At 59.0% G+C, this 695-nt stretch carries 1 protein-coding gene; it reads right to left on the bottom strand.

Features of this window, described 5'->3' with window-relative positions; all coding sequences use genetic code 11:
- The coding region (locus QD357_RS32715) for a VCBS domain-containing protein (protein ID WP_414126151.1) at positions 1-695 on the bottom strand (695 nt) is incomplete at both ends.

The following is a 695-nucleotide window of genomic DNA, read 5'->3' as shown; positions in this document are numbered from 1 at the left end:
CGGATGCATTGCTGTTGTCGAGCGTATAGTTCCACTGCCCATCGGCACCGATCGTGAAGTGACCGTAGCTCGTCGCCACATTGCTTTGCGCTGTAAACGAAGGGTCGCTGTCGATGTCCGTCGCCGAAAGCACTCCGTTCGCCGTCGGCACTCCAGCCGTCCCGTTGTTGACACCACCGTCTTCCGTCACACTCTTGGCAACGTCACCAGTGATCACCGCAGCGTCGTTCGCACCGTTGATCGTGATGTCGATCTGCTGCTGCGTGCCGTCCGCCGTCGTTACTGTGATCAGGTCATGCAGTGTCGTGTTGCTGCCGGTGCTGTTGAGTGCCTGCACGGATGCATTGCTGTTGTCGAGCGTATAGTTCCACTGACCATCGGCACCGATCGTGAAGTGACCGTAGCTCGTCGCTACATTGCTTTGCACGGTAAACGAATGATCGCTGTCGACGTCCGTCGCGGAAAGCACTCCGTTCGCCGTCGGCACTCCAGCCGTCCCGTTGTTGACACCACCGTCTTCCGTCACGCTCTTGGCAACATCACCAGTGATCACCGCAGCGTCGTTCGCACCGTTGATCGTGATGTCGATCTGCTGCTGCGTGCCGTCCGCCGTCGTTACTGTGATCAGGTCGTGCAGCGTCGTGTTGCTGCCGGTGCTGTTGAGTGCCTGCACGGATGCATTGCTGTTGTCGAGC

Source organism: Rhizobium sp. BR 317, assembly GCF_047445835.1.
GTDB classification, from domain to species: Bacteria; Pseudomonadota; Alphaproteobacteria; order Rhizobiales; family Rhizobiaceae; genus Rhizobium; species Rhizobium paranaense.
Note: the sequence above shows the minus strand (reverse complement) of the source record. Positions and strands in the feature narration are given on the sequence as shown.